The organism is Nocardia violaceofusca NBRC 14427 (genome assembly GCF_963869435.1).
Lineage (GTDB): Bacteria > Actinomycetota > Actinomycetes > Mycobacteriales > Mycobacteriaceae > Nocardia > Nocardia aobensis.
Genome location: NZ_CAWMPM010000036.1, coordinates 57277 through 83839, shown reverse-complemented (window position 1 = coordinate 83839; position 26563 = coordinate 57277). Strand labels below are relative to the sequence as shown.

Sequence of the window (26563 nt, the reverse complement as noted above, 5' to 3'; positions counted from 1 at the left end):
TCCTCAGTACGCGAACGAAAGCTTCTCGACCGCAGGCGTTTCCGTCTCCGCGGGTGGCTGTTCGGGTCCCTCGATCACATAGCGCCGCATCAGGAAGAACCACACGACCGCCAGGGCGCCGTACAGCAGCGTGAAGATGATCAGCGATGTCAGCACGGTGCCGGCGGTATGCCCGGAGACCGCCTGCTGCACGGTCATCCGGATGGCCGGGTTACCGGTCGGATTCGGGGCGACCACCCACGGTTGCCGGCCCATCTCGGTGAAGACCCAGCCCGCGCTGTTGGCCAGGAAGGGCGTCGGAATGCAGATCAGGCTCAGCCATTTGAACCAGGGCTGATCCGGTACCCTCCCACGCCGGGTCAGCCAGAAGCCCAGCAGCGCGATTGCCGCGGAACCGGCCGCCCAGCCGATCATGGCGCGGAAGGTCCAGTAGGTGACGAACAGGTTGGGCCGGTAGTCACCCGGTCCGAATTTCTCGTTGTAGCTCGCCTGCAGGTCCTTGACGCCCTGCAACGTCACGCCGCTGAATTTGCCTTCGGCGAGGTACGGCAGCACACCGGGCACCTCGATGACGCGGGTGATGCTGTCGCAGTTGTTGTGGGTGCCGACGGTCAACACCGAGAAGTCCGGATCGGTTTCGGTGTGGCACAACGATTCCGCCGAGGCCATCTTCATCGGCTGCTGTTTGAACATCAGCTTGCCCTGGATGTCGCCGGTGAATATCAGCGCGATACCGGCGATCACGATCACCCACATCCCGGCGCGGGCGGCGGGCCGCCACATACCGCGCGCCTCCGCCATCAACTCCGGATGACCCGAGCGGGCGTTGCGGACCATCCACCAGCCGCCGATACCGGCGACGAAGGTGCCGGCCGTGAGGAACGCGCCCGCGACGACGTGCGGGAAGGCCGCCAGCGCGGTGTTGTTGGTCAACAGGGCGCCGATGCTCTCCAGTTCGGCGCGGCCGGATTCGGGGTTGTAGCGGGCGCCGACCGGATGCTGCATGAACGAGTTTGCGGCGATGATGAAGTAGGCGGAGGCGTTCACGCCGATCGCGACCAGCCAGATGGTGGCCAGGTGGACCAGTTTCGGCAGCCGCGACCAGCCGAAGATCCACAGGCCCAAAAAGGTCGATTCCAGGAAGAACGCGGCCAGGCCCTCCATGGCCAGCGGAGCGCCGAAGACATCGCCGACGAAGCGCGAGTATTCGCTCCAGTTCATACCGAACTGGAACTCCTGCACGATGCCGGTGGCGACGCCGAGCGCGAAGTTGATCATGAACAACTTGCCGAAGAACTTCGTCAGCCGGTACCAATGATCCTTACCCGTGATCACCCATGCGGTCTGCATCCCGGCGACCAAGGGCGCGAGGCCGATGGTGAGCGGCACGAAGATGAAGTGATAGACGGTCGTGATCCCGAACTGCCAACGTGAGACGTCGACGACATCCATCCGGCGGCCTCCTGTGTCATGCGGGACATCCACACGTACTACGACATGTCGTAGTAGAGCCTACGCCGGAACAGCCGTGGAGCAACGAGTCCTACGTCACGACATTCCAACAATTATTGCTGCGCGGTAACGAGTTCCGATCCGACGCTCCGACACGACGATCGAATCAGGTCCAGTCGGCGATATTCCAGGCTCGCTCGATCCCGCGATTCACCAGATCCGCGATCTCCTCGGCACAATCCGGCGCCGACATCCGCAGCCCGTCCAACGTCGCCACCCGCGCGGCGAGCGTGATGCTCGACAGTAGCCAAACACTATCGGCGGTAACGAGATCCGCGGTGAACAGCGATTTGTAGCTGCAGTCCCAGCCGGCTTTCCCCGCCTCGGCGAACAGGGCTCGCTGAGTGATGCCGGGCAGCACGCCGTCGCGCGCGGGCGGGGTGAGCAACTGCTTGTCGCGCTGGATCACGACCGTCGAGCGCGGTCCCTCCAGCACGCGATGCTCGGTGCTGGTGAAGATCACGTCGTCGGCGTCCTGGCGGGCCGCGAAGCGCAGCGCCGCCATATTCGTCGCATAGGAGAGCGTCTTGGCGCCGAGCAACAGCCACGGAGCGGTGGTCGCGAGTTCGGTGGAGATGCCGCGGGTGAGGGTGATCACCGAAATACCTTCGGCGCGAGCCTTACTCACCCGCTCGGCGACCGCGCTCACCAGTACGTAGCCGGTGAGATCCGGTGCCGGGCCCGACAGTTCGCCCGAACCGACCCGTCTGGACTCGGCGCCGTCGCGACCCCGGGTCACGATCATGCGCAGCACGCCCTCGCGGTCGGACCCCCATTCCTTGACCGCGGATTCCACCGCGGTGCGCCACTGGGCGACGTCGGGGTCCGGCAGGTCCAGCGCCTGGGCCGAGCGGCGTAGCCGAGCCAGGTGTAATTCCAATGCACTCGCTTTACCGTCACGCACCAGCACCGTCTCGAAGACGCCGTCGCCGCGCAACGCGCCGATGTCGTCCGCGAAGAGCAACGGCTCGTCCGGATTCCGGACGGTACCGTCGAGTGTCACCAGAACTCGATCCACCATGCGTGGCAGCCTAGGCGAATCGAGCGCTCCAGGCGTGGGTACGCAATCGTCCGGCAACGCCCGGGCGAGCCCCGCGCCCACAGGCGTATCCACGGCATACTCACCGCACACCTGCGGCAACCCGCTGCGCGGCGCGGGTCGGCGCGACCGCCTATTGTGGAAAACGTGTCCGTGGTTGCCGCCCCCAGTCCACTGCTCGGTCTCCCAGGGGCCGTGCCCGGCCCGCCCGAAAGTCCCGATGCCGCGGTCGCCTGGCATTACGGCGATCCCTTCGGGGAACAGCGTGCCGCGGCCCAGCGTGTCGCTCTCGTGGACCGTTCCCACCGTTTCGTGGCGAGGATCACCGGCGCCGAACGGCTGAGCTGGCTGCACACGATTTCCAGCCAGCACATCGCCGACCTGAGCGACGGCCGGTCCGCCGAGAATCTGGATCTGGACCTCAACGGACGCGTCCAGCACCATTTCGTGCTCACCGAGCTCGACGGCACGGTGTGGATCGATACCGAAGCCGACCGCGGCCCCGCGCTGCTCGACTTCCTGCAGAAGATGGTCTTCTGGGCCGACGCGAAACCCGAGGCCGCACCCGATCACGCGGTCCTGAGCCTGCTCGGACCGCGGGTGAGCGACCTGACCGAGACGCTCGGAATCGCGGCCCTGCCGCAGGTGTACGGCGCGGTCGCCCTGCCCGGCGGCGGATTCCTGCGCCGGATGCCGTGGCCCACCGAGGACTCCTACGACCTGGTCGTACCGCGCGAGCGGTTGAGCGAGCTGTGGACGGCGCTGACCGCGGCCGGCGCCGAACCGGCCGGCCTGTGGGCATTCGAGGCGCTGCGAGTGGCCGCGCTACGCCCGCGTATCGGCGTCGACACCGACGATCGGACCATTCCGCACGAGGCCCATTGGATCGGCGGCCCGGACGAATTCGGCGCGGTCCATCTGAACAAGGGTTGCTATCGCGGGCAGGAAACCGTCGCCCGCGTGCACAATCTCGGTAAACCGCCGCGGCATCTGGTGCTGCTGCACCTGGACGGCTCCGCCGATGCCCGGCCCGCGGCCGGTGACGCGGTGACCGCCGGCGGCCGCGCGGTCGGCCGGCTCGGCACGGTGATCGACCATTTCGAACTGGGGCCGATCGCACTCGCGCTGATCAAACGCGCCATTCCCGCCGACACCCGGCTGGAGGCCGGTCCGATGGCCGCCGCCATCGATCCGGATTCGATCCCGTCCGATGACGAGCCGCAGGCCGGCCGGCTCGCCGTGGACAAGTTGCGCGGCCGGTGAGCGCGCCCGCAGCGCCCCGGGAAATCGGCGCGATCGGCCACGTGCTCGCGGTCTGCGTTCTGCATGCCGAACTCGAGGTGCCCGCGAAGGTGAGCCGGGTCGGCCGGACCGCGATCGACAAGCGCCCGGTCGCCGACCGGGTCGCGGTCCGCACACTGGGCCTGGCCGGTGACCACGTCTGCGATACGAAACATCACGGCGGCGTCCACCAGGCCGTCTACGCCTATGCCGACGAGGACGCGCGGCAGTGGGGCGAGCAACTGGGCCGCACACTGGCTCCCGGCTGGTTCGGTGAGAATCTGCGGGTGACCGGGCTGCCGGTCAGCGATGCGGTGATCGGTGAACGGTGGCGCGTCGGTGAGGCGGTGCTCGAGGTGAGCGCACCGCGCGTGCCGTGCGCGACCTTCGGGCACTGGTCCGGTGAGAAGCAGTGGGTCAAGCGCTTCACCCTGCAGGCCGATACCGGCGCCTACCTGCGTGTGCTGACCGAGGGCACGATCGGGGCCGGTGACCGGGTGCACGTCGAACACATTCCCGGACACGGCATCACGGTCCGCGACCTGTTCACCGGCCACGATCCGGCCCGGCTGGAGCATCTGCTCGCCGCCGAACCGACGATCTCCGACGATGTGCGCATGCAGATCGCCCGGCATGCGCGGCGGGCCGCCAACGCGGCGCGGACCACCGCGCCCTCCGAAGGGCTCGGCATCGCGGCGAGGTCGGATGCGACGGCCGGCCGGACGGCGTCGAAGCCGGCGGCGACCGGGGCCGGAACGCCGCACTCGGCGATGCCGAGCGGGGCGGTGCTGCGGGCGGAGGCATCGGGCGCGACGGCTGCCGGCAGCGCGGAGGGAGGAGACCGGCCATGAGTGTGGAACTGGTGGAAGTGGTTCGCTCCGGCTTCCGCGAATGTGTGCACCGCGGGTCGGTGGTGATCGTCGAACCCGACGGGGAGCCCTCGCTCGCCCTGGGTGAGGTGCATCTGCCGATCTTCCCGCGATCGACCAACAAACCCATGCAGGCGATCACCTTGCTGCGCAACGGTTTCGAGCCGGTGGACGAGGCCGAACTGGCCATCGCCACCGCCTCGCATTTCGGCGAACCCGACCATCTGGCGCTGGTACGGCGGTTGCTGGAGCGCTTCGGCTTCGACGAGAACAGCCTGGAGTGCCCGCCGGATCTGCCGATGGGCGAACAGGCCCGCGCCGAGGCGCTGGCCGGGCGCGATCGTCACTCGGCCCCCCGCAAGATCTACATGAACTGCTCGGGCAAACATGCCGCGATGCTGGCGACCTGTGTGGTCAACGGCTGGCCGGCGACCGGATATCTCGACCCCTCCCATCCGCTGCAGCAGGCGGTCACGGCGACGATCGCCGACATCACCGGCGAACCCGAGACCGACCTCGGCATCGACGGCTGCGGCCTGCCGATCGTCCCGGTCTCGCTGATCAATCTGGCCCGCGCCTACGCCCGTCTCGCCACCGCCGCCCCCGGATCGCCGGAACGCCGGGTCGCGGACGCGATTCGCCACCACCCCCGAGTGATTTCGGGCACGGACGCCCCCGATCTCGAGACCATGCGCGCGACCCCGGGACTGGTCTGCAAGATCGGGGCGGACGGTGTGCACGCGGGGGCCCTACCGGACGGCCGCGCCTTCGCCTACAAGATCGATGACGGCCACGACCGCGCCCGGATGCCGCTGACGCAGGCGATTCTCCAGCGTATGGGGGTCGAGTGGACCGAGGCCCACACCGCGCTCGCCGGGCCGCCGGTACTGGGCGGCGGGGCGCGGGTCGGCATCATCCGGGCAATCCCGGGTGCGGTGTAGAGACTCACCATTTCGCCGAAGCCCCGTTCGACCGCCCCGCCGACGGTGGATGTTCCGCAGTCTTCACCCACTCCTGGAAGCGCGACCGCGTGACACACGCTAAAGTGTCTGTCAGGAAGATTATTAATTCGAACGGGGCCGCCAACCACCCCAGGCCGCCCCGCAGTGACGCGAGGGGGTCAGCCATGGGCCGTGGCCGGGCTAAGGCAAAGCAGACCAAGGTTGCACGCGAGCTGAAGTACAGCTCGCCGTCGACCGACTTCGCGAGCCTTCAGCGCGAGCTGTCGGGGCACACCCCCCGGCGGAGCGGTGTGCTGTCCGAAGAACACGATTCGGACGAATCGCTCAAGCGCTGGGAGGAAGATGAGGACTACGACGACTGGCGCCGCTGACTCCGATCGACGCGTTGCAGGGGGAGGCCTGAGGGGCCTCCCCCTTCGCACGTCGCGCAGCGTTTTCGGCCGATAGGGTCGACCGATCCCACCTCGATGAGGGCTCGTAGTACGGGTTGCCGCCGCGGGTATCAGTGATACCGAGGGCGGCACTACCCGCGTTGAACGTGCCTCGGCACATTGCCGCCCGGCCGCGCTTCCGCCGGTCGCCTTCGGATGCCGCAGCGGCTCAACCGAACGACAATCGCCTCCCCGAACCGGGCCGTACCCGGGTCGAGGAGGCGATCGTATTTCCGGTCAGAATCGGGGATGTTCGCCGAGCAGCGCCACGCGCGCGGCGTCGGCGTCCTTGGCCTTCTTGACCGATCCCAGGGTCCAGCATTCGATATGCCGCGCGGTCAGCACCGCGAGCGCACGATCGGCATCCTCGGGGGCGACGACGGCGACCATGCCGACGCCCATGTTGAAGGTCTTCTCCATCTCCGCCCGCTCGACCCGGCCGCGCTGCGCGATCAGCTTGAAGATCGGCGCGGGATTCCAGGTGCCGCGGTCGATTTCGGCGACGAGCCCGGCCGGCAGCACGCGAGCCAGATTGTTCGCCAGGCCGCCGCCGGTGACGTGTGCGAAGGTGCGCACATCGGTCTCGGCGATCAGCGCCAGACAATCCTTGGCATAGATCTTGGTAGGTTCCAGCAACTCTTCGCCCAGGGTGCGGCCGAATTCCTCGACGTGCCCGGTGAGCGCCATCCGATCGATGTCGAGCAGCACCCGGCGCGCCAGGCTGTAGCCGTTGGAATGCAGGCCCGAGGAGCCCATCGCGATGACGACGTCGCCGGGGCGGACCCGGTCCGGTCCCAGCACCTCGTCCGCCTCCACGACGCCGACGCCGGTCGCGGAGATGTCGTAGTCGTCGGCGCCCATCAGGCCCGGATGCTCGGCCGTCTCGCCGCCCAGCAGCGCACATCCGGCCTGGATGCAGCCCTCGGCGATACCGGACACGATCTGCGCGACTCGTTCCGGAACCACCTTGCCGACCGCGATGTAGTCCTGCAGGAACAGCGGTTCCGCGCCGCAGACGACAAGGTCGTCGACGACCATGGCGACCAGGTCCAGGCCGACCGTGTCGTGTTTGTCCAGCGCCTGCGCGACCGCGATCTTGGTGCCCACACCGTCGGTGGAGGCGGCCAGCAGCGGTTCCCGGTAGCCACCCTTGAGCGCGAACAATCCGGCGAAACCGCCCAGACCGCCCTGCACCTCGGGCCGGCTGGCCTTCTTGGCCAGCGGCGCGAACAACTCGACTGCGCGGTCGCCGGCCTCGATGTCGACACCGGCGGCGGCATACGACGCGCCTCCGGATTGGGCCTCGTCGGCGCCGGTGTCGTTCACACCGGCACCACTCGGGGTCTGCTCAGTCATTGTTCGGGAAAGCTCCAAACCGAATCGGCGGACAGATGCCTGATCACGCTACCGGAGCCGGATAACGAGACTGCACCGGTATTGGGCTGCACGTACGGATTCGAGGCTACCGTCACATCCGCCATTGACATACATACGGTATGTAGGTAACTCTGGAACACATCACCCCCACTCCGGAAGGCATGTCATGGGAATCAGCACCAGCCTCGGCCCGATTCGACACGTCGCGGTGCCGGGCGGCCGCATCCGCTATCACGACACCGGTTCCGGTTCGCCGGTGGTCTTCGTGCACGGCCTGCTCGTCAACGCCGATCTGTGGCGCAAGGTGGTGCCGGACGTCGCCGCGGCCGGGCATCGCTGCCTCACCCCGGACTGGCCGTTCGGCTCGCATTCGGAGCCGATGCCCGCCGCCGACCTGTCCCCGGCCGGCGCGGCCGACCTGATCGCGGCGTTCCTGCGGGAACTCGATCTCACCGACGTCACCCTGGTGGCCAACGACACCGGCGGTGCGATCACGCAGATCATGCTGTCGCGCGACCGCAGCCGCGTCGGACGCGTGGTGTTCACCAACTGCGACGCCTACGAGAAGTTCTTCCCGCAGCCGTTCACTCCGCTGCCGCGACTCTCGCGCGTGCCCGGCCTGCTCACCGCGGTTCTGCAGAGCCTGCGTTTCCGGCCGGCGCAGCGTCTGCCCATCGCCTACGGGCTGGTCACGAAACAGCCGCTGCCGCACGAGATCGCGGATTCGTATCTGCTGCCGAGCCGCAACTCCGCGGCGATCCGCGCCGACCTGCGCCGGTTCCTGCGCGATATCCACAACCGTCACACCCTCGCGGCCGCACGCAGTTTCGGCGAGTGGGATCTGCCGGTTCTGCTGGCCTGGGCGCCCGAGGACAAGGTGTTCCGGCTCGAGTTCGCGCAGCGGCTGGCACACGATCTGCCCGATGCCACCCTGCGCACGATCGACGATTCGCTCACCTTCATCGCCGAGGACCAGCCCGAGTTGCTCAGCCAGTTGATCGTGGAGTTCACTCGGCTGCATGCCACGCCGTAGCCAGGAGGACAGATCACGCGCGACGCGGGCGAGTCTCGAGGCGGTCGGGCGGCGGCTGTTCGCCGAACGCGGATATTCCGCGGCGTCGGCGGAAGAGATCGTCGCCGCGGCCGGTGTCACCCGCGGCGCGCTGCATCATCACTACGGCGACAAGCGTGGCCTGTTCATCGCGGTACTGGAACAGCTCGAGGCGGACAACACCGAGGAGATCAGGGATGCGATCGACACCCTGCCCGACCCGACCGATCTGCTGGCCGCGATGGCGACCGGCCTGCACACCTTCCTCGTGATCAGCCGCCGCCCGGAAACGGTCCGGATCGCCATGTCGGACGGTCCGGCGGTACTCGGCTGGCAGGGCTGGCGGGAGATGGAAGCGCGCCACGGCCTCGGCCTGATCATGAATCAGCTGGAACTGGCCGTGGAGTCCGGACTCGCGCCCGCGGTCCCGGTCCGTACCCTGGCCCAATTGATTCTGGCCGCTGTCACCGAGGCGGGCATGATCGTCGCGCACGCCGACGATCCGGATGCGGCCGGCGCCGAGGCCGAGCAGTGCATTCTGATGATGGTCGGCGGATTGCTCACACCGCCGAGCACGTCACCGAGCCCCTAGGCCGGCGAACCGGAACGACGGCGAATGCGCTTGCGCCACAGGCCGATTCGGCCAGTTCCTCGACGAACGCGCCGGGCCGCCACGACGACAGGCCCGGCCACGTCAGCCGTGCCGCTCAGGGGCGGCTGAGCGCGCTCGCGTTGGCGTTCTCGCCCAGCAGTTCCGATTCCGGCTTACCGGAGAGAATCCCCTCGAGCACGTTCTTGCCCACGGCGGCCTCGTCGGGCAGCGGGATCGGGTATTTGCCGTCGAAGCAGGCGCAGCACAACCGGGTGCGCGGCTGCTCGGTGGCGGCGATCATGCCATCGAGCGAGATATAGCCCAGGCTGTCGGCGCCGATGGAACGGCGCACGCTCTCGACCATGGCCGCTTCCGAATCCTGCGAGCCCTCCGCCAGTTCCGGTCCGGCGCCGTTGGCGATCAACTCGGCCGGCGAGGCGAAGTCGATGCCGTAGAAGCACGGCCACTTGACCGGCGGTGAGGCGATGCGCACGTGGATCTCCAGCGCCCCGGCCTCGCGCAGCATCCGGATCAGGGCGCGCTGGGTGTTGCCGCGGACGATCGAGTCGTCGACCACGATCAACCGCTTCCCGCGAATCACCTCGCGCAACGGGTTGAGCTTGAGCCGGATACCGAGCTGACGGATGGTCTGGCTGGGCTGGATGAAGGTACGGCCCACATAGGCGTTCTTCATCAGTCCCTGGCCGTAGGGCACACCGGATCCCTGGGCGTAGCCCACCGCGGCGGGCGTGCCGGATTCCGGGACCGGGATCACCAGATCGGCGTCGACGGGATGTTCGGCAGCCAGCCGGCGGCCGATGTCGACCCGGGTGGCGTGCACCGAGCGACCGGCGATCGTCGAATCCGGCCGGGCCAGGTAGACGTATTCGAAGACACAGCCCTTGGGTTCGGGATTGGCGAACCGCAGCGAACGCACCCCGTCCGCGTCGATCGCCAGCAGTTCGCCCGGCTCGATCTCGCGGACGAACGAAGCGCCCACGATGTCGAGTGCGGCGGTCTCGCTGGCAACCACCCAGCCGCGGTCGAGGCGGCCCAGGCACAGCGGCCGCACACCCTGCGGGTCTCGCGCCGCGTAGAGGGTGTGCTCGTCCATGAAGGTCAGGCAGAAGGCGCCGCGCAGCGTGGGCAGCAACTCCATGGCCGCCTGCTCGATGCTCTTGTCGGCCGCGGCATGGGCCAGCAGCGCGGTCATCACATCCGAATCCGAGGTGGCGGTGATCGCGCTGCCCGGCAGGCGGCCGTTGATCAGACCCAATTCCCGGGCCCGGGTCGCCAATTCGGCGGTGTTGACCAGATTTCCGTTGTGTCCCAACGCGAGTCCGGTGCCGACCGCGGTGGTCCGGAAGATCGGCTGCGCGTTCTCCCAGATGGTGGAACCGGTGGTCGAGTAACGGCAGTGCCCGATGGCGATATGCCCGGGCATCGCCGCCAGCGTCTGCTCGTCGAAGACTTGCGAGACCAGACCCAGGTCTTTGAACACCAGCACCTGCGCACCGTCGGCGACCGCGATACCGGCGGCCTCCTGTCCGCGGTGCTGCAAGGCATAGAGGCCGTAATACGTGAGCTTGGCCACATCCTCGCCCGGAGCCCAGACGCCGAAGACGCCACACTCCTCGCGGGGCTCGTTCTCAGGCTCGTCGACTGCGGAGGTGTTTCGGCCTGCGGCGGTCTTCGGGATAGACAGATCGGCGTGGGTCACCGTTTGCTCCCTGTTAGTCGGGCGGGGGGCACTCATCATTCTACGGGTCATCCGCGCGAAACCCACGTCCGGATCCGCCGGGTGGCGAGCTGTTTGCTGCTACGGTTCGACCGTGGCGAGCACCGACACCGCACTACAAAGTCGAAATCTGCGGCGGCTGATTCCGTTTCGATGGATGTTCCCTGTGGCGGTCCTCTCAGTGGTGGCGGCGTTGCTGGGCCTGCTGTATCTCGACTACGTCGTCGATCCGCAGCGAAATCTGCACGACTTCCCGATCGCCCTGGTCAACCAGGACGTGGGCGAGACGCTCGGCGCACCCGGCCAGGAAAAACACGTGAACTTCGGCGACCAGGTCGCCGACGGGCTGCGTGCCGCCGTGCCCGCCGATCAGATCGATCTGCGCGTACTCGGGCTGCCGGAGGCCCAGCAGCAGATGCAGAACGGCCAGGTCTACGGCGCGGTCGTCATTCCCAGCGATTTCAGCAAGCGGCTGGGGATCCTGGGTGTGGGCAGTGTCATACCGGGCGATATCGAGCGTCCGATCATCACCCTGATGACCAATCCGCGTTCGGGCACCTACGCCACCCAGATCGTGGTGCGTTTCGGTAATCAGGCGCTGCCGCAGATCAACGACAAGGTCGGTCAGCAGCTCGTCGAGCAGGTGCGGGCTCAGCTCACGCCGGCGCCGGGCGGCCCGCCCGCCCCCGAGCTGTCCGGCGCGACCCGCCTCACGCTGGCGCAACCGCTGGAGATCCTGGTGCAGGAGTTCCACCCCCTGCCGGGCGGATCCGGTCAGGGGCTGACCGCCTTCTTCTACGCACTGTTGTTGCTGATGGCCGGCATGCTCGGCGCGATGATCGTGCACACGATGATCGACTCGGCCCTCGGGTTCGTGCCGACCGAATACGGGCCGTGGTACGTGCACTATCCCGCCACACCGGTCTCCAGACTCCGCACGCTGTTGATCAAGTGGGCGGTCATGGCGGTCGCCGCGGTGGTGGTCTCCGCGATTCTGCTCGGTATCGGCGCGGCGCTGGGGATGCCTCTGGACAATCCGCTGGGCCTGTATCTCTACGGGGTGCTCGCGATCATCGCGGTCGGATTCACCGGTATCTCCATCCTGGCCGCGATCGGCTCGGCGGGTCTGCTGGTGAACATGATCCTGTTCATCGTGCTGGGACTGCCGTCGTCGGGTGGCACGGTGCCGATCGAGGCGACGCCGAAGTACCTGGGCTGGCTGGCCACCTTCGAACCCATGCATCAGGTGTTCCTGGCGGTGCGTTCGCTGCTGTATTTCGACGGCAACGGCGCGGCCGGTTTCACCCGTGGATTCTGGATGACCGTGCTCGGCCTCGGAATCGGTGTGGCGCTCGGGTTGATCGTGACGCGCTTCTACGACCGAAAAGGATTGGAGCGCAAGCCGATCAACCGCACCGAGCCCGCCCCGGCCTAGTTCACCGAGGCCGCCCCGGATTCACAGCGCCACCAGCGGCAGCCAGCGGGCCAACTCTCCCGCCCGGATTCCGGAGGCGCTCAGCGCGCCCGTTTCCACCGCGGTCTCGAAATCGAGCAGTCCCGTCGCGAGCAACAGCCACGTCCGCGCGTCGGTCTCCACCACGTTCGGCGGCGTCCCGCGCGTGTGCCGCGGACCCTCGATGCACTGCACCGCCACGAAGGGCGGTACCCGCACCTCCACCGAGGCGCCCGGCGCCGCCGCGGCCAGACTGCGCGCGGTTGCGCGCACGGCCGCCGCCAGCTCGGACCGCCCCGGCTGCGCCGCCGACTCGTCGCGCAGCCACGCACCGACCGCTGCCACCGAATCACGCACCTGAGCAGGGTCCACAGCCGAATGTCGCGCCATTCCACCGAGCGTAGCGGTGAGACGGGCTCCGGCCGCGCAGCGCCGCGGCCGCCGGCGGGGCCAGCGCACCGCCGGCATTCAGGGCGAGGTGGGCGAGGGCGGGCGCCGTCGCGCTGCCGGTGCGGCGGCGAAGCCACGAGAAGAGCAGGCCGCCCGCGGTGGTGACGGCGACGGTCATCGGGACGCTGTCGCCTGCGGAGCGCGCCGGAAGAATATGCCAGAGGCCGAATACCAGTGCGCCGCAATGTCTTCGCACGGGCCCCGCATCCTCGAACAGCCGATCCAGCGTGCCCCGGAAGATCAGCTCCTCGCTGTAGACGGTGCCCACCGGAATGTGCAGGCCGACCCATTCGGCCGTACTCACCTCCGGCGCACGATCGGCGACCCCCGCTATCCGATCGCGGATGCCCGGCACGGCGAGGCCCGCGCCGTACGCAGCACCGACCGCGCCGAATGCGGCTGCGCCCCAGACGAATCCGCGCCGGGACAGCCACTCCGGCCGGCCGTCGAAGACAGCGGCGTATCCGGTCGCGAACACGGCGTTGGCGAGCGTGCGGCCGCGTATGCCCGACCCCAGCCGCGGCAGCACGAGATTGCTCCACATCAGGGCGACGCAGGCTGCCGGAAGGGTGCGTGCCAGGCCTCGGCGACTCATCGACCCACACCGTGCGAGTGCGTGTTCTCCGCCGTGGCGGTGACGACTACGCCGCTCATTTCACCGCGCGTTCGAATGCTTCCGACAGCTCGAGCTGGGTCCGAATGCTCTCCTGCAGTTGCGGATTCCAATCCGGCGGGGGCAGCACGGCCGCCCACCCGTCGAGGACCAGGGTGCCGTAGTTGTGGCCGTGCCCGTCGCTGACGCCCTGGGCGTTGGTCAGGTCGGCGGCGACCTGCCAGAAGGTGACCAGCGGCCACCAGCGCATCTGCGTGGACACGTCGGAGCCGCGCGGTTCGGAGAGCCAATCCGGTTGGGAGAGAATCAGATCCGGCGACCACCAGACGATCGGGTCGGAGGGATGTTGCAGATAGGCGATGCGCGGATGCCGCCATTCCGGTGACGGTTTCGCCAGATCCGGTGCGCCGGAGGCGAAGCGGACCACGAGGCCGTCGGCGTAGATCGGCTCCACCTCGCGGGTGCCGGGATCGCGGCGCTCGACGAACTGCTTCCACAGCCGATTCGAATTCGGCGGTCCCACCCACAGCGCGCCGTCCACCTCGGCGCGCAGATCGGCCAGCCCGTCGAAGGCGGCCTCCGAGCCTTGCGAGCCCAGGCTCTCCCCGTAGACCAGTAGTTTCGGCCGCGACTGCGGCGGCCGCGCCGACCAGGCGGCGTACACCGCGTCGAACATCTTCTTCCCGGCCACCGCGACCTTCTCCCGGTCCGCGAGGAACGACAGCACGCTGGGCAGATAGGAGTACTGCGAGGCCAGGATCGCGGTGTCGCCGCCGTACATGTACTCGAGCGCACCGGCGGACGCCGAGTTCACCCATCCGGTTCCGGTGGTGGTGACGATGACCAGCACCTTGCGGTCGAAGGCGTGGGTGCGTTCGAGTTCGGCGACCGCCAGCTGCTCCTGGGTCTGCCCCTCGCCCGCCGAGCCGAGGCCGACGTAGACCCGGACCGGTTCGCGCGCGGGCTTACCCGTCACCGCGCCGATCCGGAAGGCATCGGGTCCGTGCGAGACGAACCATCGCCCCTCCGAACCGAGCGTGTCCCATTTGGCCATCGATGCGGGGCTGCCGGAGCGCCCGGGGTCGGTCGGCTGCACCGCGTACGGCGTCATCTTGTCGTTGCGCACGCTGAACGCCGAATTGGCGACGGTGAAGAACGCCTCCGACAGCACACCGTTGAACAGCAGCACCGCCACCACGGCCAGCACGATCGCGCCGACGCTCGGAGCCAGCTGCGGCGGCACTCGCACCCAGCGGCTGAGCAGCCGGGCGAAGAACCGCACGATCCACCGCGCCGTCCGGTAGATCGCCACCACCAGCGCGGCGACCGCGAGACTGAGCCCACCGGTGCGCAGATAGGCGGCGCGCGTGGTGCCCTCCATATCCATCAGTTCGTAGATCTGCCGTTGCCAGTCGGCCGAGAGGACGAGCATGTAGATCGCGGTGAGCAGGCAGATCGTCAGGATCGTCACCTTCACCGCGTAGCGAATCCGCAGCGACGGTGTGCGAAAACGCAAGCGCGGCCGGATCAGTCTGCGGAAACCCCACTCCAGCAGACAGCCCACGCCGTAGCCGATGGCGGCGTTGAGGCCGCTGATCAGGCCTTGGAACAACCAGTCGCGCGGCAGTAGCGACGGTGTCACCGACCACGCGAAAAATACTGTCGCGGTGACGAGTCCGACGTAATTGAGCGCGATGATGTCGTCCTCGAGCCGTCGCAACAGCCGCTGGCCTCGCCGATAGACCACAACGCCGCGCGTACGCAGCGTTGTGAGAGTCTCGGCGGTATCGAGCACCCGTCAAGTATGGCGGTCGGCGTGCGGAAATCGGGGAACTCGCCACGTGAGGCAAACAACTGCTACGACGGGAATTACCCGGGGTACTCGAGTAGTTCTACGCACGATCCCCGCGGCCCCGGACCGCAGACTCGAGGGTATGAGCACTTCCACCCAGCAGAAGAGCAGCCCCGCATTCCTGGCCCAAGCCGCGATCGCCTTCGGTGTCAGTTTCGTCGCCGCCACCGCCGGCATCGTCTATCTGCCGCCGGACATCTGGCAGCGCGGGTTCCTGCTGATGACAACGCTGTTCATGGTCTCGAGCGCCTTCACCCTCGCCAAGGTGATCCGCGACCGGTTCGAATCCGCACGCGTGCATCAGCGCATCGACGAGGCCCGCGTGGAAAAGCTGATGGCCGAGCACGATCCGTTCCGGATGTGAGCGGACCGCGGCGCCGCGGTCCGCATCGGGTCACTTCGCGGTGGCGCCGAACAGCGCGGGCAGCGTGCCCTCGTGGGCGGTGCGCAGTTCGTCCATCGTGATCGAGAACTGGCCCTGCACCTCGACCGAGTCCGAGCCCTGATCCACGACGCCGATGCGCACCCACGGCAGTTCGCGGGCGGTGCACATCTTGGTGAAACGCGTCTCCTCCGACCGCGGCACCGCGACGAGGACGCGTCCGGCCGATTCCGAGAACAGCGTGACGAACGGGTCGTCGCCCTCGGGAAGCAGGATGCGGACGCCGGTTTCACCGGCCAGCGCCCCTTCGACCACCGCCTGGGCCAGTCCGCCCTCGCTGAGATCGTGCGCGGCGCTGATCATTCCGTCGCGAGAACCGGCGGTCAGCACCTCGGCGAGCAACTGTTCGCGGGCGAAGTCCACCCGCGGCGGCACACCGCCCAGGTGCTCGTGCTCGACCTGCGACCAGATCGATCCGTCGAATTCGTCGCGGGTCTCGCCGAGCAGAATCAGCGTCTCACCCGGTTCGGTGCCGAATCCGGTCGGAATGCGCCGGTGCACATCGTCGATGACGCCGAGCACGCCGACCACCGGGGTCGGCAGGATCGCGGTCTGACCGGTCTGGTTGTAGAAGCTGACGTTGCCGCCGGTGACCGGAATGCCCAGGGCCACACAGCCGTCCGCGAGGCCGCGCACGGCCTGCTGGAACTGCCACATCACGCCGGGATCCTCGGGGGAACCGAAGTTGAGGCAGTTGGTGACGGCCTTCGGGGTGGCGCCGGTGCTGGCGACATTGCGGTAGGCCTCGGCCAGCGCCAGCTGCGCGCCGGTGTACGGGTCGAGTTTGGTGTAGCGACCCGAGGCGTCGGTGGCCAGCGCGATGCCCCGGCCGGACTCCTCGTCGATGCGGATCACACCCGCGTCGGCGTGTTCGGCGAGCACCGTGTTGCCGCGCACGTACCGGTCGTACTGCTCGACGATCCACTTGCGGCTGCACAGCTGCGGGCTGGAGATCAGCTTCAGCAGCGTGGCCCGCAGGTCGTCGCCGGACTTCGGCCGGGCCAGCCCGGCGGTGGTGTCGGCGACCAGTGCGTCCTGCTCCTCGGGGCGCCGCACGGGGCGCTCGTAGACGGGGCCCTCGTGCGCGACGGTGCGCGGCGGCACGTCCACCACGGTTTCGCCGTGCCAGTTCACCACCAGGCGGTCGCCGTCGGTGACCTCGCCGATCACGGTGGCCAGCACATCCCACTTGTGGCACACGGCCATGAACGCCTCGACGTTGTCCGGCGTCACCACCGCGCACATGCGTTCCTGCGATTCGCTGGAAAGCACCTCCGCGGGAGTCATATTCGCCGCGCGCAGCGGCACCTTGTCCAGGTCGATACGCATACCGCCGTCGCCGGCCGCCGCCAACTCCGATGTCGCACAGGACAATCCGGCGCCGCCGAGATCCTGGATACCGACCACCAGTCCGGCGTGGTACAGCTCGAGACAGCACTCGATGAGCACCTTCTCGGCGAACGGGTCACCCACCTGCACACTGGGCAGTTTCTTACGGCCGGAACCGGATTCGTCACCCGAGAAGGTGTCCGAGGCCAGCACCGACACACCGCCGATGCCGTCCAGACCCGTCCGCGCGCCGAACAGCACGATCTTGTTGCCGGTGCCGGAGGCGAAGGCCAGGTGCAGATCCTCCACCCGCATCACACCCGCGCACAGCGCGTTCACCAGCGGATTGCCCTGATAGGAGGCGTCGAACACGGTCTCGCCGCCGATATTGGGCAGGCCGAGGGAGTTGCCGTAGCCGCCGACACCGCGCACCACACCGTCGACCACGCGCCGGGTGTCGGGGTGGTCGGCAGCGCCGAAGCGCAGCTGGTCCATCACAGCGATCGGCCGCGCGCCCATCGCCATGATGTCGCGCACGATGCCGCCGACGCCGGTGGCCGCACCCTGATACGGCTCGACATAGGAGGGATGGTTGTGGCTTTCCACCTTGAAGGTGACCGCCCAGCCGTCACCGATGTCCACCACGCCCGCGTTCTCGCCGATACCGGCCAGCATGGAGGCGCGCATCTCGTCGGTGGTGGTCTGGCCGAAGTAGCGCAGATGCACCTTCGAGGATTTGTAGGAGCAGTGTTCGCTCCACATCACCGAGTACATCGCCAGCTCGGCATCGGTGGGGCGGCGGCCCAGAATGTCGCGGATGCGCGCGTATTCGTCGTCCTTGAGACCCAGCTCCTTGTACGGCTGCGGGGTATCCGGGGTGGCTGCGGCGGCGCTGACGGTGTCGACGTGGACAGTCACGGTGGGCTACCTAGGTCCTTTCGGCCGGGCAAACGTGCAGCTACGAGCTCCGACGCTGGAGTGAGAGACGGAATGCACGCGGATGGGGAGTCGAGGACAGTCTAGTGGGTGCCAAACCCACCTCGACCAGCCAGCACCTGTTCACCGGTACGCTGAGCCGGTGAACGATCGATCCAGGGTCGCGGATCCGGACGAACTGCCCGCGACCACGTCGTCCGCGCGGTCCACCGGGGGGCTGACGACTCGGCAGCGACGGCTGCTCATGATCGCGATCGCCCTGTTCGTCGTCTCGGCGATCGTCTCCTGGGCCACCCACATCTGGACCGGCTACATCGATCTCCAGGTCTACCGCAACGGCGCGCACACGTGGCTCGACGGCGGCGACCTGTACGGGCCGATGCCCAAGGTCGAGGGCATCGGGCTGCCGTTCACCTATCCGCCGCTGGCCGCGCTGTTCTTCGCGCCGCTCGCGCTGATGCCGCTCGCCGTCGCCGAATGGCTGGTGCTGCTCACCTCGATGGCGAGCCTGGCGGTCACGCTGTGGCTGGTGCTGGTCCGGGTGCGGCCGGGGATGGACCGCTCCACCCGGGTGATTCTGCTGATCGGGGCGCTCGCCGTACTCGGCCTGTCCGAACCGGTGCGCCAGACCTACAACTTCGGCCAGATCAATCTGATCCTGATGGCGGCCGTCGCGCTCGACGTGTTGGTGCGCAAACCGTTCTGGCCGCGCGGCATGCTGATCGGAATCACGGTGTCGGTGAAGCTGATTCCGGCCGGCTATCTGCTGTACTTCCTGCTGCGCCGGGACTGGCGGGCGTGCCTGACCCTCATCGCCTCGGCGATCGGCGCGATCGCGCTGGCATTCCTGCTGTTCCCGCACGATTCCACCGAATACTGGTTCCACACGCTGATGGATACCGGTCGCATCGGGCCGCCGCAGTACGCCGGCAATCAGTCGCTCAAGGGTTTCGCATTCCGCCTGGGCGTCTCCGACGCGGCCGCGACGGGGATCTGGATCGGGTTGTCGCTCATCGCGATCGGGCTGGCCGCGCTCTGGATGAAGCGGCTGCTCGACGCCGGCCACCAGGTATCCGCGCTGCTGGTCAATTCGGCCGCGGTCCTGCTGGTCTCGCCGGTCTCGTGGTCGCACCACTGGGTGTGGGTCGCCCCGGCGCTCCTGGTCGCGGGCGACCTGATCGCCCGCATGCCGGCCGCGGACGCCCCGGACACACCGGGGCGCGCGGCACGGCGGCGGCGGATGTGGATCGCGGTCACCGCCGCTGTCACCGTGCTGTTCATGGTCGGCCCGCAGTGGGTGCTGCCGCACAACGCCGACCGCGAACTGCGCTGGGCGTGGTGGCAGCAGATCATCGGCAGCAGCTATGTGCTGGTGACCTTCGCCGCCCTGGTGATCGCGGCGATCGCCTACCGGCCCGCGGTGTCCGATTCGGCGTGAGCGACGCGGCCCGCCGGGGTGAGGAAGGCCGCCAGCGCCGCCGAATAGGAGTGCACGTCCGCGGCGCCCATCAGTTCGCGGGCCGAATGCATCGCCAGCTGCGGTGCACCCACGTCGACGGTCGGCATGCCGGTGCGCGCCGCGGTCATCGGGCCGATGGTCGAACCGCACGGCAGATCCGCGCGATGCACGTACCGCTGCAACGGGACGCCGGCCTGCGCACAGGCCAGGGCGAAGGCTCCGGCGCCGACCGCGTCGGTGGCGTAGCGCAGATTCTGGTTCACCTTCAGCACCGGGCCACCGCCGACCTCGATGCGATGCGAGGGCTCGTGCCGGTCCGGATAGTTGGGATGGGTGGCATGGGCCATATCGCCGGAGGCGCAGATCGAACCCGCCAGTGCCGCAAGGTAATCCGCGCGACCACCGCCGCGGGCGAGCACGATCCGCTCCAGGATCGCGGGTAGCAGATCCGATTGCGCGCCGCGGTCGGATTGGCTGCCGACCTCTTCGTGATCGAACATCGCCAGCACCGGGGTGACGTCGCCGTCCCGGTCGGCGGCGGCCAGGAACGCGTGCAGTCCGGCATAGCAGGTGGCCTGATTGTCCAGCCGCGGCGCGCTCACCAGATCCTGATCGCGCCCGACCACCCGGCTCGGTTCCAGGTCATGGGTCATCAGTTCCCATCCGAGCACGTCGCCGGCGGGGACCCCGGCCTGCTCGGCGACGTAGGCGATGAACGAACGCGGCCGCTCCCCCAGCCCCCAGATACCGTTGACATGGCGTTGCGGATCCAGCGTCACCCCGCGGCGGTCCTCGGACAGGTGGATGGCCAGTTGCGGCACCCGCACCAGCGGATCGTCGATGCGCACCAGCCGCTGCCCCAGCCCGTCGCCCTCGCGCACGGTGAGCCGGCCGGAGATGCCGAGATCGCGGTCCAGCCAGGAATTGAGCCAGGCGCCGCCGTAGGGTTCCAGGCCGATCATCTGCCAGCCCGCGACGGCCATATCGGGATGCTGTTTGACGCGCAGATTCGGGCTGTCGGTATGCGCGCCGACCACCCGGAACGCCCCGGCCGGATCGGTGTTCTTCGCGGCCCATGCCACCAGCGATCCGCCGCGGATCACGAAGTAGCGGCCCACTGCCCCGTTCGCCTCGGGCCACGGCCGGGGCTCGGGCAGTTCGGTGAATCCGTGGCCCGCCAATTCGGCTGCCACGGTGCGGCATACGTGGAACGGAGACGGCGAGGCATCGACGAAGGCGCACAGCCCGGAGGCCGTCGCGGTGGTGGAGACCGGCATACCGGCGATCCTAACGGCTGCCGGAATTGCCGTATTTTTGCCGAGTCGGCCGTCGCCCCCCGAACGGGATCACTCCGACTGCGTCTCGACCATCAACTCGAGTAGCCGGAGCAATTCCGCGTGATTTCGCGCGCCGATTCGTTTCCGCAATTCCTCTTCGGCCAGTGACTCCTGCTCGCGCACCGAATCCACCAGATCCTTGCCGCGGTGGGTCAAACCGATGAGAATGCGGCGGCGATCATCCTCGGCCGCAATTCGAAAGATCAGGCCGCGTTCGGCCAGAGCGTCGGCGTGGCGGGTGGCCGACGAGGGCGGTAGCTGGGCGCGAACCGCCAGCTCGCTCATGGTGATGCCGGAGCGGTCGGACAGATTCGACAGCATGGCCCACTGGTCGGCGGTCAGCTGCCTGGCACACAGTGCCGCGTCGAGGTGCCGGAGCCAACCGCGTTCCGCAGCGCGCAGCGCCCCGTGCAGCGTGGCGACGCCACTTACAATGGTCGACATATTCTCCGCCCCATCATTTCGCTCGGATACGAAGAAGGGTACCGAATGTTCTCCTTCGGCGAGAGCCCGGACGAAGTGGTCGAGGTACTGAATATCGTCCCGCTGCAGGGCCCCGTCGGAATTGTCGCGCCGTCCTGTGAAGCCGCGATTTCCTTGGCCGCAAAAGAAATCAACAGTGGCACAGGAATTCTGGGCCGCCAGGTGCGGGTGACGACCATCGACGGCGGCCGCAGTCCGGCCGAGGTCGCCGACGAGGTCTCGGCGCTGCTGGCCACCGGAATGGTCGATGCGATCACCGGTTGGCACATCTCGGCGGTACGCCAGGCGGTTGCCCGGGTCACCGGCGGGCGGGTCCCCTATCTGTTCGCCAACGTCTACGAGGAGTTGCCGAACGAACCGGCCGAGGTGGTGATGATCGGCGAGGCGCCCAGCGGCCACATCCTGCCGGCCATGCGGTGGCTGTCGCGGGAATTCGGCACCCGGCGCTGGGCGATCATCGGCAACGACTACATCTGGCCGGTGGCCACCGGTCGCGACGTCCGTGCCGCGTACCGCGAGGCCGTCCACTACGAGCGCTACGTGCCGCTGGGCACCCGGGACTTCGGATCGATCCTCACCGATCCGCTGCTGGACCGGGTCGACGGCATCGTGATGCTGCTGGTCGGGATGGACGCGGTCCGGTTCAATCAGCAGTTCACCGCGATGGGCCGCGCCGCGACGCAACTGCGGGTCAGCCCGGTCGTCGACGAACAACTCCTGCTCGCCGCCGGTCCCGGCGCCAACACCGATCTCTATGTCGCGTCCAGTCTGTTCCCGAACGTGAACGCCGATCCCGACCGGCTCGCGCGCTACCACCACATGCACGGCCGCTTCGCGCCGAAACTCACCTACTTCGGCAACACCGCCTACGAGGCGCTGCACACGCTGCGAGCGATGGCCCATGCGGTCGGCTCCCTCGAGGTGCCGCGGATGCGGGCCGCGCTCGAGGACGGGGTGGTGCTGGAGACGCCGTCGGGTGCCCGGATGTACCGCGACAATCACGTGGTCCGCCCGCCCAGCCTGATCGCCCGCGCGGAGGGCGTGGACCTGCGGATTCTGGACACTCTCTACTGACGCCGGGCACCGGCGCCCGGCTCACTCGAGCCCGAGCGCCTTGTGGGTGATCTCGACCGAATCATTCGGTGGCGCAACGGTTTCCGGGCCCGGCGCGGCGAGCAACGGCCGGTCCGGACCGAGTCCCTTGTCGACGGCGGCGGCCCGGACCGCGTTGACGACGAACAGCAGCGCCGCCCGGCGTGCCGTATTGGTGCGGTAGGCCAGCGAGACGGTCCTGGTGAGCCCCTCGCCGAGTCCGACGATATCCACGCCCGCCGGGCGCAACGCCAGCCCCAGATCCGAGACCAGCGTGACGCCCAATCCGGCCGCGACCAACGCCATCGCGGTCGACTGCTCCTCCACCTCGTGGTCGATGCGCGGTTCCACCCCGCCGGATTGGAAGGCCAGCCGTACCGCATGACCGAAATGGGAGCGAGCGGGCGCGAGGATCCACGGATGTTCGGCCAGATCCGCCAACGTCGCCGTCCGCGCCGGCACCGCTCCGGCCGGAACCGCCGCGTAGAGCCGCTCGACCGCGATGACGGCACGTTCCAGACCGCGGTCCCAGGTCATCGGATAATTCGAATAGTCGAGCACGAACGACAGGTCCAGAGTGCCGTCGCGCACCGCGGCGGCCGTCGCCTCCGGCGCGAGTTCCCTGGTCCGCACCAGAATGCCCGGGTGGGCGCGGGCGAGCGCGGTGAGCGCGTCGGGCAGCAGCCCCGAGGCGACCGAGGCCCACACTCCGGCGGTGAGGGTCGCCGACACCGACTCCCCGGACTCCTCGAGCGCCTGTGTCGCCCGCTCCACCGAGGCGAGGATCTCCTCGGCGTGCTCGGCGAGCAGCACCCCGCGATCGGTGAGCTGCAGCCGGCGTCCGCGCCGCTCGAACAGGCGCAGCCCCACGTCCCGCTCCAACTGCGCGAGTTGCTGCGACACCGCCGACGCCGTGTAGTGCAGCGCACTCGCGGCCGCGGTGATCGTGCCGCGCCGATGGAGCTCGCGCAGCATGCGCAGTCGGGGCAGCGACAGATCCATGGCATCGAGCGTAAGCGGTTCCCGGGCTCGGCCACCGCTGTGTAGGAGCACTGAACGATGCCGTGAACGAACCGTAAATAGACGTGTGACCGGGCAGGACGCAGTCTGGGGGCAGCGAATCACCAGCCGGGACGACGAGGTCCGGACGCCGACAGCGCGACTCGACGTGTCCCGCGGGTGGTGGTCGGACATCCGAACGCGCAGGAGGTAGTTCGCCGTGACGACGATCCACAACCCGGCAGAGGACACCGCACCGGCCACCCCGGCGGTGCCCGCCACAGTCCCGGCGGTGCCCGAGACCGCCCCGGTCATCCCCGCGATCCGCCGCCCCGAGCCGTACATGCGACTGCAGTGGACCGATGCGGCCACCGGTGCCGTCGGCTACCTCGTCGTCCACACCCTGCGCGGCGGACTGGCCACGGGCGGCACCCGCATGCGCGCCGGCTGCACGTTGAGCGAGGTGGAGGATCTGGCGCGCGGGATGGCCGCCAAGACCGCGACCTTCGACCTGCCGATCGGCGGCGCGAAGGGCGGTATCGACTTCGACCCGAAAGATCCGCGCGCCGTCGGCGTACTGGAGCGATTCTGCGAGGCCATGCGCCCGTGGATCGACGCGCACTGGGTGACCGCGGAGGACCTGGGCGTCCCGCAGCATCTGATCGACGAGATCTTCGAGAAGCTGGGCCTGGGCCAGAGCTATCACGCCGCGATCCGCCGCGCCGCCGATCCGGCCGCCACCCTGGAACGGGTCCGCGACGGCCTGAACGCGGCGGTCGAGGGCGGTTTCCTGCTGGGCGATGTGATCGGCGGCTACGGTGTCGCGCACGCCTGCCTCGCCACGGCCGTCTCCTGGGGCCGGATGCCGGCCGAGACGACGGTCGCGATTCAGGGCGTCGGCACGATGGGCGGCGCCGCGGCCTACTACCTGCACGAGGCGGGTATGCGCGTCACCACCGTGGCCGATGCGGCCGGGGCCCTGCACCGGGCGGGCGGACTGGATATCCCGGCACTCCTGGAGCTGCGCGACGACTACGGCGAGATCGATCGCTCCCGGCTGCCGGCCGATGTCGAGCAGCTGCCACGCACCGCGGTGCTGTCCGCCGAGGTCGACATTCTGGTCCCCGCGGCCATCTCGTATGCGATCACGCCGGACAACTCGTTCGACGTGCGCGCCCGCGTCGTCGTCGAGGCGGCCAACGCCGCCACCACCCCGGAGGCGGAGGCCATGCTCGCCGCCCGCGGCGTTCCGGTACTGCCGGACTTCGTCGCCAATGCCGGTGCGGTGGCCTGGGCGTGGTGGCTGCTGCTCGGTGAGGTCGACGACGTGCCGGACACGTCCTTCGATCGCCTGCGCACCACCATGCACACCAAGGTCGCGCGGTTGCTGTCCGCCTGGACCGACGACGGCATCACACCGCGCGAGACCGGCCGACGCTGGGCGGAAGACCCGGCACCGGCCACCGGCGCGGTCGTGATTCCCTGAGCGTCGGCCCGATCAGGCCGTGGTGACGAGGCTGTCGAGGACCGACAGGAAGATTCCCAGTCCGTCGTCACTCGGCCCGGTCAGCGGCTCGGTGGCGTGTTCCGGGTGCGGCATGAGACCGACGACGCGACCGTTCGGCGAGGCGATACCGGCGATATCGCGCTGCGAACCGTTGGGGTTGCCGCCCACATAGCGGAAGACCACCCGGCCCTCGCCCTCGAGTTCGTCGAGCACGGCCTGTGAGGCCTGGTAGCGGCCCTCGGCGTTCTTCACCGGGACCAGAATCTGCGCACCCGCGTCGTAGCGCGAGGACCACGCGGTCGCGGTGGACTCCACCCGCAGCCACTGATCCCGGCAGACGAAGTGCAGACCCTCGTTGCGGGTCAGCGCGCCCGGCAGCAGTCCGGCCTCGCACAGCACCTGGAAACCGTTGCAGATTCCCAGCACCGGCATACCTTTGCCGGCGGCCTCGACGACCTTGCCCATCACGGGCGCGAACCGGGCGATGGCACCGGCGCGCAGATAGTCGCCGTAGGAGAATCCGCCCGGCACCACCACCGCGTCGACACCCTTGAGGTCGGCGTCGGCATGCCACAGGCTCACCGCTTCGGCGCCGGCCAGCCGGACCGCGCGCGCCGCGTCGACGTCGTCGAGCGTGCCGGGGAAGGTGATGACACCGATTCGCGCAGAGCTGGTCACGGCAGCCGCACCACTTTCCAGTCCTCGATCACCGTGTTGGCGAGCAGGGCCTCGGCGATCTTCTCGAGCTCGGCATCGCTGACGCTGTCGTCGATGTCGAGCTCGAACCGCTTGCCCTGCCGCACATCCGACACACCCGGGAAACCCAGGCGTCCGAGCGCGCCGGCAATGGCCTGACCCTGGGGATCCAGGATCTCGGCCTTCGGCATCACCTCGACCACAACTCGTGCCACGCGTTGCTCCTCAAGCTGGTGGGGGGATTACCACAACAGCTTAATCGGGGCTACTCCCGGGCGCCGCGCCGGGCCGCGGCCCCTGCGAGGGACGTCACAGCGCCTGTCGGCCGGCCTCCGTGCGGCCCTCCGTGATCACGCATGCTGCCCGCCTCGGCCCACGCTGCGGCCGGGGGATATAGCGTGAATCCATGCGCATCGCCCACTTCGGTCATTCCTGCGTCCTCGTCGAATTGAACGGCACGAAGATCCTGTTCGATCCGGGCACTTTCTCGCACGGCTTCGAAGGCATCACGGGTCTCGACGCGATCGCTATCACCCATCAGCATCCCGACCACATCGATCCCAACCGGATCGAGGCCCTGGTCGACGCGAATCCGAGCGCCCGCCTGCTCAGCGATCCGCAAACCGCACAGCAGCGCGGTGAACCGTGGCAGGCCGTACACGCGGGCAATATCGTCACCATCGGCGATCTGCAGATCACCGGGGGCGGCGGCAAGCACGCGGTGATCCATCCGGAGCTGCCGGTCGTCGACAACACCGTCTTCCAGCTCGGCACCGCCGACGATCCGGCACAGTTCGTCCACCCGGGCGATTCGCTGTGGGTGCCGCCGGTATCGGTCGGAGTGCTGGCGGTGCCGGCGGTCGCGCCGTGGATGAAGATCAGCGAGGCGGTGGACTATCTGCGCGCCGTGGCGCCGCGCACCGCCGTCCCCATCCACTACGGCATCATCGCGCCGGAGGCACAGGGCATCTACTTCGGCCGCCTGTCCGAAATGCGCCCGGCCGACACCGAATTCGCGCTCATCGAGCCGGAGGACAACAAGACCTTCTAGCGGGCGCCTCCG

24 protein-coding genes and 1 pseudogene are annotated in these 26563 nt (G+C 68.6%); 12 read left to right on the top strand and 13 right to left on the bottom strand.

The genetic code is table 11. The annotated features are described in order from the left end of the window. Window positions 1–3 precede the first annotated feature (3 nt). On the bottom strand, window positions 4–1452 hold the full coding sequence (locus AC5592_RS27745) for a cytochrome ubiquinol oxidase subunit I (protein ID WP_063065927.1): 1449 nt from the start codon (window positions 1450–1452) through the stop codon (window positions 4–6). Window positions 1453–1618: 166 nt separating this feature from the next. Then, window positions 1619–2533: an aminodeoxychorismate lyase gene (locus AC5592_RS27740; RefSeq protein ID WP_036497786.1), complete on the bottom strand. Its 915-nt coding sequence runs from the start codon at window positions 2531–2533 to the stop codon at window positions 1619–1621. 165 nt (window positions 2534–2698) lie between these two features. Here AC5592_RS27740 and ygfZ point away from each other — a divergent pair, with 165 nt between their 5' ends. From ygfZ to AC5592_RS27720, 4 genes and pseudogenes are all read left to right on the top strand, one after another. Next, window positions 2699–3814, top strand: a complete 1116-nt coding sequence (gene ygfZ / locus AC5592_RS27735; protein ID WP_371507507.1) for a CAF17-like 4Fe-4S cluster assembly/insertion protein YgfZ — start codon at window positions 2699–2701, stop codon at window positions 3812–3814. A 23-nt stretch (window positions 3815–3837) separates the two neighbouring features. Next, window positions 3838–4476, top strand: a pseudogene (locus tag AC5592_RS27730) (MOSC domain-containing protein); the annotation flags it as partial. 203 nt (window positions 4477–4679) lie between these two features. Continuing rightward, window positions 4680–5642: an asparaginase gene (locus AC5592_RS27725; protein ID WP_063065926.1), complete on the top strand. Its 963-nt coding sequence runs from the start codon at window positions 4680–4682 to the stop codon at window positions 5640–5642. 185 nt (window positions 5643–5827) lie between these two features. Beyond that, window positions 5828–6034, top strand: coding sequence for a DUF3073 domain-containing protein (locus AC5592_RS27720; protein WP_036497777.1), 207 nt, complete (start codon window positions 5828–5830; stop codon window positions 6032–6034). A 297-nt stretch (window positions 6035–6331) separates the two neighbouring features. Here AC5592_RS27720 and purM read toward each other — a convergent pair whose 3' ends face one another. Beyond that, window positions 6332–7450 carry a phosphoribosylformylglycinamidine cyclo-ligase gene (gene purM / locus AC5592_RS27715; protein WP_051024195.1) on the bottom strand — a complete coding sequence of 373 codons (1119 nt, stop codon included), beginning with the start codon at window positions 7448–7450 and terminating at the stop codon, window positions 6332–6334. 187 nt (window positions 7451–7637) lie between these two features. Here purM and AC5592_RS27710 point away from each other — a divergent pair, with 187 nt between their 5' ends. Both AC5592_RS27710 and AC5592_RS27705 read left to right on the top strand, forming a co-directional pair. After that, window positions 7638–8504, top strand: coding sequence for an alpha/beta fold hydrolase (locus AC5592_RS27710; protein ID WP_063065925.1), 867 nt, complete (start codon window positions 7638–7640; stop codon window positions 8502–8504). After that, entirely contained in the window at window positions 8491–9114 is a 624-nt protein-coding gene (locus tag AC5592_RS27705) for a TetR/AcrR family transcriptional regulator (RefSeq protein WP_063065924.1), read from the top strand. Before AC5592_RS27710 ends, AC5592_RS27705 begins: the two co-directional genes overlap by 14 nt. 115 nt (window positions 9115–9229) lie before the next feature. Here AC5592_RS27705 and purF read toward each other — a convergent pair whose 3' ends face one another. Continuing rightward, window positions 9230–10834 (bottom strand): amidophosphoribosyltransferase, encoded by a 1605-nt coding sequence (gene purF / locus AC5592_RS27700; RefSeq protein ID WP_036497769.1) that lies wholly within the window; start codon window positions 10832–10834, stop codon window positions 9230–9232. Window positions 10835–11009: 175 nt separating this feature from the next. Between purF and AC5592_RS27695 the strand changes: the two genes are divergently transcribed. Then, window positions 11010–12287 (top strand): YhgE/Pip domain-containing protein, encoded by a 1278-nt coding sequence (locus tag AC5592_RS27695; RefSeq protein ID WP_063065923.1) that lies wholly within the window; start codon window positions 11010–11012, stop codon window positions 12285–12287. A 21-nt stretch (window positions 12288–12308) separates the two neighbouring features. Here AC5592_RS27695 and AC5592_RS27690 read toward each other — a convergent pair whose 3' ends face one another. From AC5592_RS27690 to AC5592_RS27680, 3 genes are read right to left on the bottom strand one after another with little or no spacing between them, the layout of a single operon-like run. Then, on the bottom strand, window positions 12309–12695 hold the full coding sequence (locus AC5592_RS27690) for a sterol carrier family protein (RefSeq protein WP_036497768.1): 387 nt from the start codon (window positions 12693–12695) through the stop codon (window positions 12309–12311). Continuing rightward, window positions 12655–13350, bottom strand: coding sequence for a CPBP family intramembrane glutamic endopeptidase (locus tag AC5592_RS27685; protein WP_084507298.1), 696 nt, complete (start codon window positions 13348–13350; stop codon window positions 12655–12657). The genes AC5592_RS27690 and AC5592_RS27685 overlap by 41 nt, the downstream gene beginning before the upstream one ends. A 55-nt stretch (window positions 13351–13405) precedes the next feature. Further along, a complete protein-coding gene (locus tag AC5592_RS27680; protein ID WP_063065922.1) occupies window positions 13406–15163 on the bottom strand; it encodes an alpha/beta hydrolase in 1758 nt (585 codons plus the stop codon). A gap of 139 nt (window positions 15164–15302) precedes the next feature. On the opposite strand from AC5592_RS27680, the gene AC5592_RS27675 reads away from it, so the two are divergent. Then, on the top strand, window positions 15303–15584 hold the full coding sequence (locus AC5592_RS27675; RefSeq protein ID WP_063065921.1) for a YiaA/YiaB family inner membrane protein: 282 nt from the start codon (window positions 15303–15305) through the stop codon (window positions 15582–15584). A 30-nt stretch (window positions 15585–15614) separates the two neighbouring features. Here the strand turns inward: AC5592_RS27675 and purL are convergent, their stop codons facing one another. Beyond that, window positions 15615–17909, bottom strand: coding sequence for a phosphoribosylformylglycinamidine synthase subunit PurL (gene purL, locus AC5592_RS27670; protein ID WP_063065920.1), 2295 nt, complete (start codon window positions 17907–17909; stop codon window positions 15615–15617). A 160-nt stretch (window positions 17910–18069) separates the two neighbouring features. On the opposite strand from purL, the gene AC5592_RS27665 reads away from it, so the two are divergent. Further along, window positions 18070–19365 (top strand): glycosyltransferase 87 family protein, encoded by a 1296-nt coding sequence (locus tag AC5592_RS27665; RefSeq protein WP_232329581.1) that lies wholly within the window; start codon window positions 18070–18072, stop codon window positions 19363–19365. Here AC5592_RS27665 and AC5592_RS27660 read toward each other — a convergent pair. Next, window positions 19335–20663: a M18 family aminopeptidase gene (locus AC5592_RS27660; RefSeq protein WP_063065919.1), complete on the bottom strand. Its 1329-nt coding sequence runs from the start codon at window positions 20661–20663 to the stop codon at window positions 19335–19337. The genes AC5592_RS27665 and AC5592_RS27660 overlap by 31 nt on opposite strands. Window positions 20664–20732: 69 nt before the next feature. Continuing rightward, window positions 20733–21167: a MarR family winged helix-turn-helix transcriptional regulator gene (locus AC5592_RS27655; RefSeq protein ID WP_036497765.1), complete on the bottom strand. Its 435-nt coding sequence runs from the start codon at window positions 21165–21167 to the stop codon at window positions 20733–20735. Window positions 21168–21212: 45 nt separating this feature from the next. On the opposite strand from AC5592_RS27655, the gene AC5592_RS27650 reads away from it, so the two are divergent. Continuing rightward, window positions 21213–22280 (top strand): substrate-binding domain-containing protein, encoded by a 1068-nt coding sequence (locus tag AC5592_RS27650; protein WP_063065918.1) that lies wholly within the window; start codon window positions 21213–21215, stop codon window positions 22278–22280. Window positions 22281–22301: 21 nt separating this feature from the next. Here AC5592_RS27650 and AC5592_RS27645 read toward each other — a convergent pair whose 3' ends face one another. Further along, the gene (locus AC5592_RS27645) at window positions 22302–23300 is read right to left on the bottom strand and encodes a LysR family transcriptional regulator (protein WP_051024189.1); all 999 of its coding nucleotides are present in this window, start codon (window positions 23298–23300) and stop codon (window positions 22302–22304) included. A gap of 340 nt (window positions 23301–23640) precedes the next feature. On the opposite strand from AC5592_RS27645, the gene AC5592_RS27640 reads away from it, so the two are divergent. Next, window positions 23641–24783, top strand: coding sequence for a Glu/Leu/Phe/Val dehydrogenase dimerization domain-containing protein (locus AC5592_RS27640; protein WP_036497819.1), 1143 nt, complete (start codon window positions 23641–23643; stop codon window positions 24781–24783). Between the two features lie 12 nt (window positions 24784–24795). Here the strand turns inward: AC5592_RS27640 and purQ are convergent, their stop codons facing one another. Together purQ and purS are read right to left on the bottom strand one after the other, a co-directional pair. Next, window positions 24796–25482 carry a phosphoribosylformylglycinamidine synthase subunit PurQ gene (purQ, locus tag AC5592_RS27635; RefSeq protein WP_036497761.1) on the bottom strand — a complete coding sequence of 229 codons (687 nt, stop codon included), beginning with the start codon at window positions 25480–25482 and terminating at the stop codon, window positions 24796–24798. Further along, complete coding sequence (purS, locus tag AC5592_RS27630) at window positions 25479–25715, bottom strand: phosphoribosylformylglycinamidine synthase subunit PurS (protein ID WP_030517414.1); 237 nt, start codon at window positions 25713–25715, stop codon at window positions 25479–25481. The genes purQ and purS overlap by 4 nt, the downstream gene beginning before the upstream one ends. Window positions 25716–25906: 191 nt before the next feature. On the opposite strand from purS, the gene AC5592_RS27625 reads away from it, so the two are divergent. Continuing rightward, the gene (locus AC5592_RS27625; protein ID WP_036497758.1) at window positions 25907–26551 is read left to right on the top strand and encodes an MBL fold metallo-hydrolase; all 645 of its coding nucleotides are present in this window, start codon (window positions 25907–25909) and stop codon (window positions 26549–26551) included. Window positions 26552–26563 lie beyond the last annotated feature (12 nt).

Coding starts and splice junctions, on each gene's coding strand:
- AC5592_RS27745 (WP_063065927.1), bottom strand. CDS start 1,452: ATGGATGTCGTCGACGTCTCACGTTGGCAGTTCGGGATCACGACCGTC.
- AC5592_RS27740 (WP_036497786.1), bottom strand. CDS start 2,533: ATGGTGGATCGAGTTCTGGTGACACTCGACGGTACCGTCCGGAATCCG.
- AC5592_RS27725 (WP_063065926.1), top strand. CDS start 4,680: ATGAGTGTGGAACTGGTGGAAGTGGTTCGCTCCGGCTTCCGCGAATGT.
- AC5592_RS27720 (WP_036497777.1), top strand. CDS start 5,828: ATGGGCCGTGGCCGGGCTAAGGCAAAGCAGACCAAGGTTGCACGCGAG.
- purM (WP_051024195.1), bottom strand. CDS start 7,450: ATGACTGAGCAGACCCCGAGTGGTGCCGGTGTGAACGACACCGGCGCC.
- AC5592_RS27710 (WP_063065925.1), top strand. CDS start 7,638: ATGGGAATCAGCACCAGCCTCGGCCCGATTCGACACGTCGCGGTGCCG.
- AC5592_RS27705 (WP_063065924.1), top strand. CDS start 8,491: ATGCCACGCCGTAGCCAGGAGGACAGATCACGCGCGACGCGGGCGAGT.
- AC5592_RS27695 (WP_063065923.1), top strand. CDS start 11,010: ATGTTCCCTGTGGCGGTCCTCTCAGTGGTGGCGGCGTTGCTGGGCCTG.
- AC5592_RS27690 (WP_036497768.1), bottom strand. CDS start 12,695: ATGGCGCGACATTCGGCTGTGGACCCTGCTCAGGTGCGTGATTCGGTG.
- AC5592_RS27685 (WP_084507298.1), bottom strand. CDS start 13,350: ATGAGTCGCCGAGGCCTGGCACGCACCCTTCCGGCAGCCTGCGTCGCC.
- AC5592_RS27675 (WP_063065921.1), top strand. CDS start 15,303: ATGAGCACTTCCACCCAGCAGAAGAGCAGCCCCGCATTCCTGGCCCAA.
- AC5592_RS27660 (WP_063065919.1), bottom strand. CDS start 20,663: ATGCCGGTCTCCACCACCGCGACGGCCTCCGGGCTGTGCGCCTTCGTC.
- AC5592_RS27655 (WP_036497765.1), bottom strand. CDS start 21,167: ATGTCGACCATTGTAAGTGGCGTCGCCACGCTGCACGGGGCGCTGCGC.
- AC5592_RS27650 (WP_063065918.1), top strand. CDS start 21,213: ATGTTCTCCTTCGGCGAGAGCCCGGACGAAGTGGTCGAGGTACTGAAT.
- AC5592_RS27645 (WP_051024189.1), bottom strand. CDS start 23,300: ATGGATCTGTCGCTGCCCCGACTGCGCATGCTGCGCGAGCTCCATCGG.
- AC5592_RS27640 (WP_036497819.1), top strand. CDS start 23,641: ATGCGACTGCAGTGGACCGATGCGGCCACCGGTGCCGTCGGCTACCTC.
- AC5592_RS27625 (WP_036497758.1), top strand. CDS start 25,907: ATGCGCATCGCCCACTTCGGTCATTCCTGCGTCCTCGTCGAATTGAAC.